Here is a 14,072-nt window from a genome sequence, read left to right as displayed (position 1 = left end):
CCCGGCCGAGACGCGAGGGGAACCGTGATGACGACGTCACCGTCCACCGTGAGCACGATCGGCGAAGCGATGGTCGTCCTCCTGCCCGAGGGCCAGCTCCCGGTCGCCGAAGCCCGCGAATACCGGACGGGCGTCGGGGGTGCCGAGTTCAACGTCGCCTCCAGCCTCGCGCGCCTGGGCGTCCCCACCCACTGGATCTCGCGCCTCGGCGACGACGGGTTCGGTGACTACATCCTCGAGACGGCCCGGCACGACGGCGTCCTCACCGACGCCGTCGAACGCGACGACCACCGGCCCACCGGCCTCTACGTCAAGGAGACGGTCGTGAGCGCGGGCGGCGACCGTCGACCGCGGATGCACTACTACCGCAGCGAGTCCGCCGCGTCGCAGCTCGGCGCCGACACCCTGCGACACGAAGCGACCCGGGCGGCCATCACCGCTTCGGCCATCGTGCACACCTCCGGCATCACCCCGGCGCTGTCCGACTCGACCGCGCTGCTCGTGGGCGAGCTGGGCGACGCGCTCCCCCGAGACACCGTCCTGAGCGTCGACCTCAACTTCCGGCCGCGACTCTGGGAGCGTCGCTCGACCGCCCCGCTGCATCGCCTGCTCGACCAGGCGTCCGTCCTGTTCCTGGGCGTCGACGAAGCGGAGCTGTTCTTCGGCCACACGGACGCCACCCGCCTCTTCGCCGAGCTGCCGACCCTGCGGCGCATCGTGCTCAAGGACGAGGAGAACGCCGCGACCACCCTCCACCGCGGGTCCGAGGCGGGCGTCGACGTGCGGTCGTTGTCGGTCGACGTCGTCGAGACCGTCGGTGCGGGCGACGCGTTCGCCGCCGGCTACCTCGCCGGGCTGGCCTCGGGTCGCTCCGACACCGCCTGCACGCGGCTCGGCCACGCGGTAGCGGCGTCGACGCTCGTCTGCCACGGCGACCGCCCCGAGCTCGTGCCGGACGCCCAGGGTGTCAGCACCATCGTCGAGGCGACCGATGAGGAATGGGCGTCGTGGCGCATCACCGCAGAGCGCCCACTGCCGTGGACCACCGTCGGCGCACACGGGATGATCGACGCATGAGCCAGTCCCTGTCCCGCGCGCTCGACCTCCTCCGCGAGATCGTCTCGGGCACCAATTCCCTCGACGCGCTCGCGGCGACGGCCGGTGTGCACAAGACCACGGTGCTGCGCCTGCTCAACACGCTCGAGGAGCACGGCTTCGTCACGCGCGACGCGTCGTTCCGGTACCACCTCGGGCGGGCGATGTTCGAGCTGACCCAGACCGCGCTCGACGAGCAGGACGTCCGCGGCGTCGCCGCTCCGCACATCCGGGCGCTGGGGGCGGCCACGGGCCAGACGGTGCACCTCGCCGCCTACGAGGGCGGCTCCGTCTTCTACATCGACAAGGTCGAGTCGCGTCAGCCCCTCCGCATGTATTCGCGCGTCGGCCTGCCGGCCTCCCTGTACGCGACCGGCGTCGCGAAGGTCCTCCTCGGCGGACTCGACGAGGCGGAGCGGCGACGCGTCGTCACGGGCATCGTGTTCGAGCGGTACACCGACAAGACCATCACCGACGCCGACGCCCTGCTCGCCGAGATCGAGCGTTCGACCGAACGCGGATGGGCCGAGGACCACGAGGAGCACGAGAGCTTCATGAACTGCGTGGCCGCTCCGGTCTTCGGGCCCGACGGCCGGGTCACCGCGGCGGTGTCGATCTCGGTCCCCACCATGGTGCTCCCCCACAGCGGCGTCCGCGCCCTCCTGCCGCAGCTCCTTGCCACCACAACCGCGATCTCCACCGAACTCGGCTACGCGCCGCCGGCGCCCGCGGAGGCACCCGTCACCTCCTGACCTCCCACCCGTCCCGTCCCTGATCACCTACCCCGGTCCCTGAGCTTGTCGAAGGGCCACCAACCGAAGGACACATCCCCATGACCGAACGCACCGCCATCTCCACCACCGACGCCCCGGCTCCCGCGCACACCTTCTCCCAGGGCGTCCGCAAGGGCAACTTCGTCCAGGTCTCCGGCCAGGGCCCCGTCGACCCCGCGACGAACGAGTACCTGTTCCCGGGCGACGTCGCCGCGCAGACCACCCGCACCCTGCAGAACGTCGAGGCCATCCTCGCGGCCGGCGGCGCGACCTTCGACGACGTCATGATGCTGCGCGTCTACCTCACCAAGCGCGAGGACTTCGCGATCATGAACGACGCCTACGGCGAGTTCGTCGGCTCGCGCGTCAAGGGTGGCGTCCTGCCCTCCCGCACCACGGTCTTCACGGGCCTCCCCCGCGAGGAGATGCTCGTCGAGATCGACGCCATCGCGATCGTCGACTGACGCACGTCCATTCGCCCGAGTTCGGGCGAATGAGCGTTCGTTCGCCCATCTTCGGGCGAACGAACACGTCTCGCCGGAGGCTGGTAGCGTGGTGAGCGATAGCGCCTAGGGTTCCGGAGCGACAGCTCGACTGGTCCGAGCGGCGCCACGGTCGGCGGCCAGCCGAAGACCGTCATCTGACAGGACAAAAGCCCGGAGGACCCTGATCGTCGCGCCCGCGAGGATCGGAAGGGTCCCACGTGTCTCTGCTCGCCGTCACCATCGTCCTCGCCGCCGCGGTCTGCCACGCGGCGTGGAACATCGTCGCCCACGGCGTCAGCCGGATCGGCATGCCCTTCCTCTGGTGGGGGGCCGTGTCGAGCACCGTGCTGTGGGCGATCGTCGTCCCCTTCACCGGCGGGCTCGGTACGGACGCCCTCACCGGCTTCGCCATCGGCGTCATGATCTCCGCCGTGCTGCACTACGTCTACATGCTTGTGCTGCAGCGCGGCTACGCCAGCGGACGCCTCTCCACCGTCTACGCCACGGCGCGCGGCACCGGCCCGACGATCAGCGTGATCATCGCCGTCCTCATCCTCGGTGAACGCCCGTCACTGCTCGCGCTTCTCGGTGTCGCGGCGATCGTCGTCGGCGTCGTCGCGATCGGGTTCGTCGATCGCGGGAGCGACCCGTCACCGGTCGCCGTCGACGTACGCGCCACGCGACGACGCATCGACCCTGCAGTCGCCTTCGGACTCCTCACCGGGGTCGCGATCGCGGCCTACACGATCTGGGACGCGCACGCCGTCCGCACGTGGGGCGCCTCGCCCGTCGCGTACATGGTCGGCTGCACCGCGGTCGAGGTCGTGCTGTTCTCCGGTTCGCTCGGTCGCCGGGCGCGCGAGCTTCCGGCGGTCCTGCGCGCCCACTGGCCACGCATCCTCGCCTTCGGGGTGCTCTCGCCGATGTCGTACATCCTCGTGCTCGTCGCCATCACCATGGCACCGGTCGCCCTCGTCGCGCCGATGCGTGAGGTGAGCGTCATCCTCGTCAGCCTGTTCGGTGCACTCGTGCTCCGCGAGGGCCGACCCGTGCGCCGGATCGCCGCGGCGACCGTCGTCGTGATCGGCGTCGCCCTCCTCGCGGGCTGACCTGGCTCCGAGGCCTTCGCGAGCGCGCCCCTGCGACGTGAGCGCGGGCCTCCGGAGGGGCGCACTCACGCCACAGGGGCGCGGTCGGGTCAGCGCACCGCGCTGGCCGCGGGGGTCACCAGTCGTGGACGGTGCCGTCGGCGAGACGGTTGTAGGGCAGGTAGGCGCGCTGGTACGGGTACTTGCCCGCCTCGTCCACGTTCAGCTCGACACCGAGACCCGGTGCTTCTCCCGGGTGCAGCATGCCGTTCTCCCAGGTGTACGACTGCTGGAACACGGCATCGGTCTTCTCGCCGTGCTTCATGTACTCCTGGATGCCGAAGTTGTGGATCGACAAGCCGAGGTGCATCGCGGCCGCCATCCCGACCGGGGAGATGTCCGTCGGGCCGTGCATGCCCGACTTGATCTGGTACTGGGACGCGTAGTCCAACGTCTTCTTCAGATGCGAGATCCCGCCCATGTGCGTCACCGCACCACGCACGTAGTCGATGAGCTGTTCGCGGATGATCTGCTGGTAGTCCCACACCGTGTTGAAGATCTCCCCGATCGCCAACGGCGTCGTCGTGTGCTGCCGCACGAGGCGCAACGCTTCCGGATTCTCCGCCGGCGTGCAGTCCTCCAGCCAGAACAGGTCATACGGCTCCAGCGACTTCCCAAGCTTCGCGGCCTGGATCGGCGTCATCCGGTGGTGCCCGTCGTGCAGCAACGGCAGCTCCGGACCGAACTCGTTCCGCACCGCCTCGAACACCGTCGGCAGGTGACGCAGGTACGACCGGGTGTCCCAGTCCTCCTCGTTCGGCAGGCCGCCACGCTGCGCCGGCTCGTGGTCGTAGCGGACGCCGGTGTTGCCCTCGAACGTGGCGTTGGAGGCGATGCCGTAGATCGATTTCAGCCCCGGCACCGCCGTCTGGATCCGGATGGCCTTGTAGCCCTGCGCCTGGTGCTCGCGCACACTGTCGAACAGCTCCTCGTTGCTCTTCCCCGACGCATGCCCGTAGGCGAGCAGCCCCGTCCGAGACGCACCGCCCAGCAACTGGTACACCGGCATGCCCGCAGCCTTGCCCGTGATGTCCCACAGCGCCATGTCGACCGCCGCGATCGCCGCCATCGTCACCGGACCCCGACGCCAATACGCCGACCGATACAGGAACTGCCACGTGTCCTCGATCCGCGACGCATCACGCCCCAGCAGCAACGGCACCACGTGCTCGGACAGATACGCCACCACCGCCAACTCGCGCCCGTTCAACGTCGCGTCCCCCAGGCCGGTCAGACCGTCATCCGTCGTGAGCTTCAACGTCACGAAGTTCCGATCGGGACTCGTGACGATGACCTCAGCCTTGTCGATGTTCATGGGTACTACTCCTTCGTGCGTTGCGGCCGATGTGGCCGGGGTGGTTCCGACGGACTGCGGGTCGGCTGCAGTGGCGGGTGTCAGGGGTTCCGTGGGCGTCCGGTCAGCTCGTCGACCAGGTGCTCCAGCTCGGTGACGAGCTTGGAACCGCCATCCGGCTCCGAGTCGAGGAGGCGGGGATCGATCAGGCGCACGAGCGCCGCGGTCCGCTCCCGACCCTGGAACCTGAGCGCCTCGGCGACGGCGGCACCGCTCGCGTCACCCGGCCGGTCGTCGCCCTGGACGGCCGCGACCCACGCGGCGATCACGCGCAGGGACCCGGTTCCCGGCCGACCGGCGGCCCGTTCCGCGAGGAGGGTCGACACGATCCGCACCCGCAGCTTGGTGACCCCCTCGAGGGCGATCTGCTGCAGCCGGTGCTCGATGCGCGCGTTGTCGAAGCGCTCCAGGAGCGCGGTGCGATACGCCGTCAGCCCGAGGTCGTCCGGCAGGTGGCGCTCCGTCTCGTCCCAGTACTCGTCGACCCAGGCCCGGCACTGCTCGTCGCCGACCGCCTCGGCGACCGTCGCATGACCGCGCAGCGGGCCCGCGTAGGCGAGGAGGCTGTGGGCGCCGTTGAGCAGCCGCAGTTTGCGTTGCTCGTAGGGCTCGAGGTCGTCGACGAACCGGGCGCCCGCGGACTCCCACGCCGGCCGCCCGGCGGGGAAGTCGCCGCTCAGCACCCAGTCGGTGAAGGGCTCGGTGACGACGGGAGCGGCGTCGGCGAATCCGGTGAGCGTCGCGGCCGTCGCTTCGTCGGCGGCCGTGGGACGCGGCGTGATGCGATCGACCGAGGACGAGACGAACGAGACCTCATCGGTGATCCACCGAGCGGTCTCCGGGTGGACCCGGTCAGCAAGGGCGAGCATCGCGCGACGGACGAGCGCACCGCCGTCGGCGATGTTGTCGCACGGCAGGATCGCGATCGGACCGGCCCCGGCACGACGACGGGCTTCGAGGCCGAGGAGCAGTCTGCCGAGCGTCGTCGTCGGTCGGGCGTCGCGGAGGTCCGCCGGCTCGACGAAGGCCTCGGACAGCAGGGCGACGTCGTGCTCGACCGCCGGATCCGACGTGTCCGGCCTCCCCTCGGCATCGAGCCGGTACCCGGACTCGGTGACCGTGAGCGTGACGATGGCGGTGGTTTCGGCGGCGAGGAGGTCGTGGAGCCGTGCGACGTCGCCACCGTCCCGCGCCTCGACGATCGAACCGACGATCGTCGCCGAGTCGCCGTCCGCCGATCGCTCGACGACCGTGTAGAGGCAGTCCTGGGTGTCCAGATCGACTGCGGCCTGCGGACTCCGGCCGGTGAAGGCGGCGATGCCCCACTCGTGATCGGGGTCGGCGAGCTGGGTGTACCAGGCCTGATGAGCACGGTGGAAGGCGCCGAGTCCGAGGTGGACGATCCGGACCGGCGCCGACGGCAACTCGGGCAGCCGCGCGCGGGACAGAGGCGGGACCGCCTGCTCCCCCTGGGCTCCGGCAGCGCTGTCCGCGGTCGTCACGGTGCTCACAGTTTGAACACCCGTCGCGGCTGGTCGACGACGAGGTCGAGGATGATGCGTTCGGCCGTCGCCTCGTCGATGCGCCCCTCCCGCACGAGTCGCGCGAGGAACGACGCGTCGAGGCGCCTGGACATGTCGTGTCGGGCGGGGATCGAGAGGAACGCCCGCGTGTCGTCGATGAACCCCGATCCGCGTGAGAACCCGGCCGTCTCCGTCACGGCGGACCGGAAGCGCAGGACGGCGTCGGGCGCGTCGAGGAACCACCACGGTGCGCCGATGAAGACACTCGGGTAGAACCCGGCGAGCGGTGCGATCTCCCGCGAGTAGCTCGTCTCGTCGACGCTGAAGAGGACGAGGTGGAACCCCGGAGCCGTGCCGAACCGCTCCAGCAGCGGGCGCAGGGGGCGGACGTAGTCGGTGCGGACCGGGAGGTCGTGCCCGGTGTCCGGCCCGAAGCGGGCGAGCGTCGGCGAGTGATGATTGCGGTGGACACCGGGGTGCACGGTCATGACGAGGCCGTCCTCGACGCTCATCCGGGCGCTCTCGAACAGCATGTGCGCAGCGAACCGCTCGAGGTCCGCGGCGTCGGCGGTCCCCGACAGCGCGCGGTCGAACAGCGTCGCGGCGTCCGCCTCCTCGAGTTCGATCGTGAGCGGCTGCGGGACACCGTGGTCGGCCGACACCGCCCCGTGCTCGATGAAGTGGCGACGGCGCCCGACGAGCGCCTCGAGATACCCGCGGTAGCTGGACTCCGGTGTCCCGTTCCAGGCGGCGAGTGCCGCGACCCGCTCCACCCACCCGGCCTTCGTCGGATCGAGGTACGCGTCGGGCCGGAAGGTCGGCAGGACGCGCCCGCTGAAGGCGGGGTCCGCCGCGAGGGCGGCATGTGCGGCGAGGTCGTCCATCGGGTCGTCGGTGGTCGCGAGCACCTCGATACGGAAGCGTTCGAACAGCGCACGCGGACGGAACGCCGGCGCTTCGAGCGCCTCCTGGATCGTGTCGAAGAGCCGGTCGGCGTTCGCTTCGTCCGGCTGCTCGGTGACGCCGAACTGCTCACCGAGGATCGAGCTCAGCCAGTACCCGGAGGCGGTGCCGGCGTACAGGTGCCAGTGCTCGCAGAAGCGTCGCCAGGCGTCCCGCGGCGCGGCGACGGCACCACCCTCCGCGAGGTCGGGCACGCCGACGTCCGAGAGGGAGAACCCGGCGGCGTGCAGCAGGCGGGTGACGTAGTGGTCGTGCCGGAGGAACAGCTCGGTGGCGTTCGCGAACGGGGTGTCCTCGACGAGGATCACCGGATCCACGTGTCCGTGCGGCGAGACGATCGGCAGGGCCTCGACCGAGCGGTAGAGCGCCCTGGCGACGTCGCGGGTCCCCGGGTCGGCGGGGAGGAGGCGGTCTGGATCGTTCTGCAGCGTCGTTGGCACGCCTCCATTGAAACCGGGAGAACCCCGCCTGTCAACCGATTGCCATGTCCTTCTGGCAATCGCTTGCCAGATCGACGACCGTCTGCGAGACTGATCCCGCTTCCGCCCGGAACCGTCGTGGTCCAGCACCACTGAAACGCTTCAGCGACGCGAGGAGCAGACCCCGCTATCAAAGGAGATTGCAGTGGCAAACAGCGTTCGTATCGGAATCGCGACCGCGGGAATCCTCGCCCTCGCGTTGACCGCGTGCTCGGGACCGGGCGGCGACGACTCGGCCGACGGCCCGGTGACGCTCGAGTTCTGGGCCTGGGGCTCGAACATCGACAAGCGCGTCGAGGTGTGGAACCAGGCCAACCCCGACATCCAGGTCAACATCTCGCAACCCGCGAGCGGAGCGGACATGCCCGTCCGCGTCCTGAGCGCGGTGCGAGCCGGCGACGGCCCCGACATCGCGCAGGCGGAGTACACGCAGCTGCCGACCTACGTGTCGGCCGGCGTCCTCGCCCCACTCGACAGCGCGAAGCAGGACCTCGAGGAGGCCTACTCCCCCACGGTGCTCGAGAGCGTGTCCTTCGACGACACGGTCTACGGCGTCCCGCAGGATCTCGGGCCGGCGCTCTTCGTCTACCGGAACGACCTCTTCGCGCAGTACGGCCTCACCCCGGCCGCGAGCTGGGAGGACTTCCGCGCCCTCGCCGAGCAGGTCCGCACCCTCGACGGTGACCGCTACCTCTTCAACTTCAGCTCGATCGACGCCGACCAGTTCATGGGGCTCGCCCTGCAGAACGGCGCCCAGTGGTGGGACTACGCCGACGAGCAATGGGGTGTCGACATCGACAGCGCCGAGACGCGGGAGGTCCTGGACTTCTGGCAGGGCATGGTCGAGGACGACCTCGTGAGCACCTACCAGACCGGCAGCCCCGAGCAGATCGAGGCGACCGCGAGTGGCCGGGTGCTCGGCACGATCGCCGGCGCCTGGGCTCCCGGTCCACTGCTCAACCAGTACCCCGACACCGTCGGGCTCTGGTCGGCCGCACAGATCCCGCAGTGGGACACCGCCGATCCGCGGGTCTTCGCCCGTGGCGGTTCGGCCAACGTCATCCTCAAGGAGAGCCCGCACTACGACCAGGCGCTCGAGTTCATCACCTGGCTGAACGCGTCCGATGAGGGCGCCGAGGGGCTCGTCGAGGTCAACAAGTTCACCGGCGCTCTCCACGGCCAGGAGATCGACCGCACGCCGCCGGAGCTCATGCCCGAGGACACCACCTACTGGCCGAGCGCCACGGAAGCCGCGTCGAAGCTCGTCACCGTGCAGTGGGGACCGAACACGCAGGTGGCCTTCACCGCCATCACCGACGAGCTCGGCAACGCCATCGAGGGGACGAGCCCGTGGGCCGATGTGCTCCCGAAGGTGCAGGACATCGTCGAGAAGGACCTGGCGGGCTGATGACCGCGCCGACCATCGAGCGGGGCCGCGGTCGGACGGAGGACGATCCGACCGCGGTCCCCACCAGACGGCGCGTCTCGCTGACCCGCCCGCACCACCTGTTCGCATGGGTGCTCATCGCCCCCGCGGTCGTCCTGTTCGTCTTCGTGTTCGTCATCCCGATCGTGTACTCCGGCGGCCTCAGTCTCATGGGCACCGCGGCGGGTGCGAGCGCCTACGGCGTGCGCGAGGAGGTCTTCGTCGGCCTCGGCAACTACACGAAGGTGCTCCAGGACCCCACGTTCTGGACGAGCCTCGGCAACCTCGCCGTGTACGCGCTCTTCCTCGTGCCGATCATGATGCTCACGGCGATGCTGTTCGCGCTGCTGCTCGACCTCCCGAGAGCCCGCCTCCGCGCGTTCAGCCGCATGGCGATCTTCCTGCCGTACGGCGTGCCGAGCGTCATCGCGGCGCTCATGTGGGGCTTCCTGTACGTGCCCGAGATCAGCCCGATCTACCAGCTCGCCGAGACCTTCGGCCTGCAGTTCCCGACGCTGCTGCGCGGCGACCTCGTCATGACGGCGATCATCAACGTCGTGCTGTGGGGCGGGATCGGCTTCAACACGATCATCCTGTACACCTCACTGCAGTCGCTGCCGAAGGAGCAGATCGACGCCGCCCGCATCGACGGCTGCAACGAACCGCGCATCGCCTGGTACATCAAGCTGCCGCACATCGTGCCGGCCACGATCCTCACCGGGCTCTTCTCGATCATCGGCGCCCTCCAGGTGTACAGCGAGCCGCAGATGCTCTCGAGCCTCACCCCGGCCATCAGCTCGACCTACTTCCCACTGATGCGGGTGTACCGGGACGCCTTCGCCCACGACGACCTCAACTCGGCGTCGGCGGCATCCATCATCCTCGCCCTCGCCACGGTGCTGCTGTCGCTCCTGGTGCTCGGCGGGCAACGCCTCGCAGCTCGGAGGAACGCATGACCACCACCGCACGCACCGCGGAACGCGCGGAGGAGGACCGTCGCGCTCGCGAGACCGTCGTCCGCGCCGATCGCGGCCGCATCCGCAAGCCGAAGGAATCCGTCAGCCTCGTCCACAAGCTCGGCGGAATCCTCCCGACGGTCGTGCTCCTGATCGCCGTCCTCTACTTCCTGCTCCCGATGGTGTGGGTCGTGTTCGCCGCCACGAAGAGCACCGGCGAGCTGTTCTCCACGAGCGCGTTCACCTTCGGCTCGAGCCTCATCGACAACATGACCGACCTGTTCGCGTACGAGAACGGCTCCTTCGCGCGCTGGTTGGGCAACAGCTTCATCTACTCGATCGGCGGCGCACTCCTGTCGACCGCCGTCTCGGCCGCCGCCGGCTACGCGCTCGCGCTCTACCGGTTCCCGGGTAAGAAGGCCGTGATGGTCGGACTGCTCGCGGGTGTGCTGCTCCCGACGATCACGCTGGCGATCCCGCAGTACATGCTCTTCGCACAGCTGAACCTCACGAACACCTACTGGGCGGTGCTCATCCCGATCTCGATCACCCCGTTCGGGATCTACCTCTCCTACGTGTTCGCGCGGGGCTCGGTGCCGCAGGAACTCCTCGAGGCGGCTCGGGTGGACGGGTCGAACGAGGGGCGCACCTTCGTCTCGATCGGCCTGCCGCTCTTGTTCCCCGGTCTCGTGACCGTGTTCCTGTTGCAGTTCATCGGTGCCTGGAACAACTTCCTGCTGCCGTACATCATGCAGTCGAAGTCGGAGCTGTCGCCCATCACGGTCGCCATGTTCCTCATGCTCAACCGTGGCGGTAGCGAACCGGTGCTCTACTCGGTCGCCATCGCCGGGGCGCTCATCGCTGTCATCCCCGTGGTGATCTTCGTGCTCGTCCTGCAGCGGTTCTGGCGCCTCGACCTCATCTCGGGGAGCCTGAAGTAGCGATGACCATCCCACCGACGACGGAACGGAACCACATGTCCGACTCGAACCCGACCGCCCAGCGGTACCCGCTCACCGGGTACGGCGTGATCGTCCCCTCCGAACGCATCCCCGGTGCGTTCGCGTCCGGAGCCGACTACGCCGAACCGACCATCGTCGGCAACCTCGTCGTCGCCGACGGAGACGGGTGGACGCGCCATCCCGACTACGACGCGAGCGTCCGACGCGGGTCGTTCGCCATCCTGTTCCCCGGCGACCTGTCGCTCGCCGACCCCGACTTCCCGGCGGAACGCGTCACGGCGTACCTCGACGCCGTCATGCCGATCATCGGTTCGGTCTCGGAGCCCGGCGCGAAGATCGTGTTCGGGAGCGGGACGGCGCGCGCCATCCCCGCCGGGGTGGACGTCACGGCCGCCCGCGCGAGGTTCGCAGAAGTCGTCGTCGAGACGCGCGACACGGCGGAGCGGAACGGACTGCAGATCGTCCTCGAACCATTGAACCGGGACGAGACGAACCTGCTCAACTCGCTCGAGGAGACGGTCGCCTTCCTCGACGAGTTCGGGATCGACCGCGTGCCCGTCGTCGCCGACCTCTTCCACATCATGCTGGAGGAGGAGCCGCTCGCCGTCGTCCAGGCCCTCGGTGCCCGCATCGGACACGCCCACATCGCCGACGCCGGACGACGGCCGCCCGGCCAGGGCGACTGGCCGCTCGCCGAGTTCATCACGGCCCTGCGCGACGGCGGCTACGACGGCCCCGTCACCGTCGAGTGCCTCTTCGAGGACTTCGAACCGGAGCTCGAAGCCGCCCTCGCGCACCTCCGCCAGCTCGCCTGAGCCGGCACGGACACCGACCCACCCCACGCACAGAACTGGAGCGAACCCCAGCATGTCCCGACCGCACCGCATCGCCATCGCCGGCGCCGGCATCATCTCGAAGCAGCACGGCATCGTCATCGACCAGCTTCGCGACGAATTGGAACTCGTCGCCGTCGCCGACCCGGAGCTCGCGAAGGCGGAGGCCCTCGTCGCCGAGCGCGGCGGACGGGCGTTCACGACCCTCGCGGAGGCGCTGGCGCAGACCGACCCCGACATCGTCGTCGTCTGCACCCCCACCGGCCTGCACGCCGGCCTCGCCATCGAGGCACTCGAGGCCGGCAAGCACGTCATCATCGAGAAGCCGGCCGACGTCACCGTCTCGCGGACGGACGACATCATCGCCGCGCAGGAGCGCGCCGGTACCGTCGTGACCGTCATCTCCCAGCACCGCTTCGACCCCTCGACGGAGATCGTCCTCGCCGCCGCCGAACGCGGAGACCTCGGGCGCATCACCTCGGGCATCGCCTCGGTCGACTGGTGGCGCGGGCAGAGCTACTACGACTCCGGCGACTGGCGCGGCACCTGGGCGCTCGACGGCGGCGGCGCGCTCATGAACCAGGGCGTGCACACGGTCGACCTGCTGGTCGCCCTCCTCGGACGCCCCGTCGAGGTCTTCGGCTACACCGCGCTCCTCGCCCACGAGCGCATCGAGACCGAGGACGTCGCGGTCGGTGTCGTCCGCTTCGCATCCGGTGCGCTCGGCGTCATCCACGGCTCGACGGCCGTCTACCCGGGCCTCGTCGCGCGGCTGCAGGTCCACGGCGACCGCGGCTCCGCGGTCATCGAGAACGACCAGCTGACCTACTTCCACTCCACTCCCGCCGGAACGGAGCGCGCCGAGGCCTTCTTCGGCTCGCAGGGCAAGGACACGAACCAGGCGGCGCAGTTCGCCGACGAGACGCAGGCGGGCTCGAGCGTCGCCGGACAGATGTCGGACGCGCACCTGCACCAGTACCGGAACGTCCTCGCCGCGATCCGCGGGGAGGAGCCGCTCCGCGTGACGCTGGCCGAGAACCGCCAGGCGATCTCGATCATCACCGGTCTCTACGAGTCCGCACGCACGGGCCAACCGGTCCGCCTCGACGCCGTTGCGGCGGTGGCCCGATGAGCGCGCAGCGGACGAACCGGGTGGCGGCGAACCCCATCCCCTACTGGAGTGCGCGAGGCAAGACCCGCGAGGTGTTCGAGGAGGCCTTCGCCGACTTCCAGCGCATCGGGTTCACCGCGGTGAAGGCCGACATCCCCGAGGGCATGACCGCGGACGAGTACCGCACGTGGATCGGCGGCTACGGCCTCGCACCGTCGCTCAGCCTGTTCAGCAGCGCGTTCGACGAGACGATCGTCCTCGCCGAGGTCCTCGAGGCGGCGAAGGCGTTCGGGGCGGCCCAGGCCTCCCTCGGACTCGACCGGACGATGATCTCCTCGATGGCGATCCCGGCGCGCATGGCCACGCCGGCGATCGGCGCCGACTTCTCCCAGGGGCGGCTCGACCTGGCCATCGAGAACGCCGGCCGGACCTGCGAGGTCCTGCTCGCCGAGGGGATCCGCCCCCTGCACCACTCGCACGTCGGTGGCGTCTTCGAGACCGAGCACGAGATCCGCAGTCTGCTCGACACCCTCGGACCGGACCTCATCGGGTTCGGGCCTGACACCGGACACCTCCGCTGGGCGGGAGCGGACCCGGTCGCGATGATCACCGATTACCGCGACCGCCTCGGCGGCATCCACATCAAGGACGTCTACGCCGATCACCTCGACGGCGCGGCGGACGGTGCGCTGAGCTACCACGAGACGTCGCAGACGAAGCGGCTGTGGGCGGAACCCGGGCTCGGTGTGCTCGACTTCGACGCGATCGTCGCGGCGATGCCCGCGGACTACGACGGCGACTACATGATCGAGGTCGACTTCCCGAGCGTCGAGAGCGTCTACGAGTCCCACCGCTTGTCGTACGAATGGGCCGGCCACGCACTCGATGTCGCGACCCGCTGACCAGGCAGGCCTGAGCCCGCACGCCGAGGCCGCGGCAGTACGATGGCTCAGGTCGCCGAGGG

The 14,072-nt window shown here is 69.7% G+C and carries 13 protein-coding genes; 10 read left to right on the top strand and 3 right to left on the bottom strand.

Annotated elements, in window-relative coordinates; all coding sequences use genetic code 11:
• Positions 1-27: 27 nt before the first annotated feature.
• From BWO91_RS00785 to BWO91_RS00770, 4 genes are all read left to right on the top strand, one after another.
• Positions 28-1,077, top strand: a complete 1,050-nt coding sequence (locus BWO91_RS00785) for a sugar kinase (protein ID WP_079000554.1) — start codon at positions 28-30, stop codon at positions 1,075-1,077.
• Complete coding sequence (locus BWO91_RS00780; RefSeq protein ID WP_071261505.1) at positions 1,074-1,847, top strand: IclR family transcriptional regulator; 774 nt, start codon at positions 1,074-1,076, stop codon at positions 1,845-1,847. Before BWO91_RS00785 ends, BWO91_RS00780 begins: the two co-directional genes overlap by 4 nt.
• Before the next feature lie 80 nt (positions 1,848-1,927).
• Positions 1,928-2,332 carry a RidA family protein gene (locus tag BWO91_RS00775; RefSeq protein WP_064293914.1) on the top strand — a complete coding sequence of 135 codons (405 nt, stop codon included), beginning with the start codon at positions 1,928-1,930 and terminating at the stop codon, positions 2,330-2,332.
• Positions 2,333-2,571: 239 nt separating this feature from the next.
• Positions 2,572-3,462: an EamA family transporter gene (locus BWO91_RS00770; protein WP_079000552.1), complete on the top strand. Its 891-nt coding sequence runs from the start codon at positions 2,572-2,574 to the stop codon at positions 3,460-3,462.
• A gap of 115 nt (positions 3,463-3,577) precedes the next feature.
• On the opposite strand, the gene manD is transcribed toward BWO91_RS00770, so the two are convergent.
• The 3 genes from manD to uxaC all read right to left on the bottom strand — a co-directional run bounded on the left by manD (position 3,578) and on the right by uxaC (position 7,781).
• Positions 3,578-4,816 (bottom strand): D-mannonate dehydratase ManD, encoded by a 1,239-nt coding sequence (manD, locus tag BWO91_RS00765; protein ID WP_079000550.1) that lies wholly within the window; start codon positions 4,814-4,816, stop codon positions 3,578-3,580.
• Positions 4,817-4,896: 80 nt separating this feature from the next.
• Complete coding sequence (locus BWO91_RS00760; RefSeq protein WP_079003781.1) at positions 4,897-6,357, bottom strand: mannitol dehydrogenase family protein; 1,461 nt, start codon at positions 6,355-6,357, stop codon at positions 4,897-4,899.
• A gap of 5 nt (positions 6,358-6,362) precedes the next feature.
• Positions 6,363-7,781: a glucuronate isomerase gene (gene uxaC, locus BWO91_RS00755; protein ID WP_079000548.1), complete on the bottom strand. Its 1,419-nt coding sequence runs from the start codon at positions 7,779-7,781 to the stop codon at positions 6,363-6,365.
• 184 nt (positions 7,782-7,965) lie between these two features.
• On the opposite strand from uxaC, the gene BWO91_RS00750 reads away from it, so the two are divergent.
• The 6 genes from BWO91_RS00750 to BWO91_RS00725 are packed head-to-tail and all read left to right on the top strand — an operon-like array spanning position 7,966 to position 14,010.
• A complete protein-coding gene (locus tag BWO91_RS00750) occupies positions 7,966-9,228 on the top strand; it encodes an ABC transporter substrate-binding protein (protein WP_167620414.1) in 1,263 nt (420 codons plus the stop codon).
• Entirely contained in the window at positions 9,228-10,202 is a 975-nt protein-coding gene (locus BWO91_RS00745; protein WP_079000544.1) for a carbohydrate ABC transporter permease, read from the top strand. Before BWO91_RS00750 ends, BWO91_RS00745 begins: the two co-directional genes overlap by 1 nt.
• The gene (locus BWO91_RS00740; protein ID WP_079000542.1) at positions 10,199-11,143 is read left to right on the top strand and encodes a carbohydrate ABC transporter permease; all 945 of its coding nucleotides are present in this window, start codon (positions 10,199-10,201) and stop codon (positions 11,141-11,143) included. Before BWO91_RS00745 ends, BWO91_RS00740 begins: the two co-directional genes overlap by 4 nt.
• Positions 11,144-11,145: 2 nt before the next feature.
• Positions 11,146-11,979, top strand: a complete 834-nt coding sequence (locus tag BWO91_RS00735; protein ID WP_079000540.1) for a sugar phosphate isomerase/epimerase family protein — start codon at positions 11,146-11,148, stop codon at positions 11,977-11,979.
• 52 nt (positions 11,980-12,031) lie between these two features.
• Entirely contained in the window at positions 12,032-13,129 is a 1,098-nt protein-coding gene (locus tag BWO91_RS00730; RefSeq protein ID WP_079000538.1) for a Gfo/Idh/MocA family protein, read from the top strand.
• Complete coding sequence (locus BWO91_RS00725) at positions 13,126-14,010, top strand: sugar phosphate isomerase/epimerase family protein (protein WP_064293921.1); 885 nt, start codon at positions 13,126-13,128, stop codon at positions 14,008-14,010. Before BWO91_RS00730 ends, BWO91_RS00725 begins: the two co-directional genes overlap by 4 nt.
• Positions 14,011-14,072 lie beyond the last annotated feature (62 nt).

Origin of the sequence: Plantibacter flavus, from assembly GCF_002024505.1 — a bacterium.
GTDB classification, from domain to species: Bacteria; Actinomycetota; Actinomycetes; order Actinomycetales; family Microbacteriaceae; genus Plantibacter; species Plantibacter flavus_A.
The sequence above is the reverse complement of the archived record's forward strand: the minus strand, read 5'-3'. Positions and strand labels throughout refer to the sequence as shown.